Here is a 1,249-nt window from a genome sequence, read left to right on the forward strand (position 1 = left end):
TCCAACGGCTTCGGTTACGGTACAGGCTACCTGTGCTGCTGGTGGAACCATCACGGTGTCTTCGCCGCTGGGTGCCAACTATACCTACAGCATCGACGGTACAAACTACCAGGCCAGCCCGGTATTTCCCAACCTTACCCCTAATTCTTATAATGTTACGGTACGAAACCTTACCACCGGGTGTACATCTGCGGCTACCGTAGTGGTAGTGGCCCCTCCGGCTGCGCAGGCCCCTCCAACGGCTTCGGTTACGGTACAGGCTACCTGTGCTGCTGGTGGAACCATCACGGTGTCTTCGCCGCTGGGTGCCAACTATACCTACAGCATCGACGGTACAAACTACCAGGCCAGCCCGGTATTTCCCAACCTTACCCCTAATTCTTATAATGTTACGGTACGAAACCTTACCACCGGGTGTACATCTGCGGCTACCGTAGTGGTAGTGGCCCCTCCGGCTGCGCAGGCCCCTCCAACGGCTTCGGTTACGGTACAGGCTACCTGTGCTGCTGGTGGAACCATCACGGTGTCTTCGCCGCTGGGTGCCAACTATACCTACAGCATCGACGGTACAAACTACCAGGCCAGCCCGGTATTTCCCAACCTTACCCCTAATTCTTATAATGTTACGGTACGAAACCTTACCACCGGGTGTACATCTGCGGCTACCGTAGTGGTAGTGGCCCCTCCGGCTGCGCAGGCCCCTCCAACGGCTTCGGTTACGGTACAGGCTACCTGTGCTGCTGGTGGAACCATCACGGTGTCTTCGCCGCTGGGTGCCAACTATACCTACAGCATCGACGGTACAAACTACCAGGCCAGCCCGGTATTTCCCAACCTTACCCCTAATTCTTATAATGTTACGGTACGAAACCTTACCACCGGGTGTACATCTGCGGCTACCGTAGTGGTAGTGGCCCCTCCGGCTGCGCAGGCCCCTCCAACGGCTTCGGTTACGGTACAGGCTACCTGTGCTGCTGGTGGAACCATCACGGTGTCTTCGCCGCTGGGTGCCAACTATACCTACAGCATCGACGGTACAAACTACCAGGCCAGCCCGGTATTTCCCAACCTTACCCCTAATTCTTATAATGTTACGGTACGAAACCTTACCACCGGGTGTACATCTGCGGCTACCGTAGTGGTAGTGGCCCCTCCGGCTGCGCAGGCCCCGCCGGCAGCTTCGGTTACGGTGCAGGCTACCTGTACCACCGGTGGAACCATCACGGTTTCATCGCCGCTGGGTGCCAAC

General features: G+C 57.2%; 1 protein-coding gene. It reads left to right on the forward strand.

The genetic code is table 11. The features are described from left to right. Window positions 1-1,249 (forward strand): hypothetical protein (locus EGI32_RS11220; RefSeq protein WP_255155452.1); only part of this gene is annotated, 1,249 nt, incomplete at both ends.

The organism is Ferruginibacter sp. HRS2-29 (assembly GCF_024343615.1).
GTDB lineage: Bacteria > Bacteroidota > Bacteroidia > Chitinophagales > Chitinophagaceae > Ferruginibacter.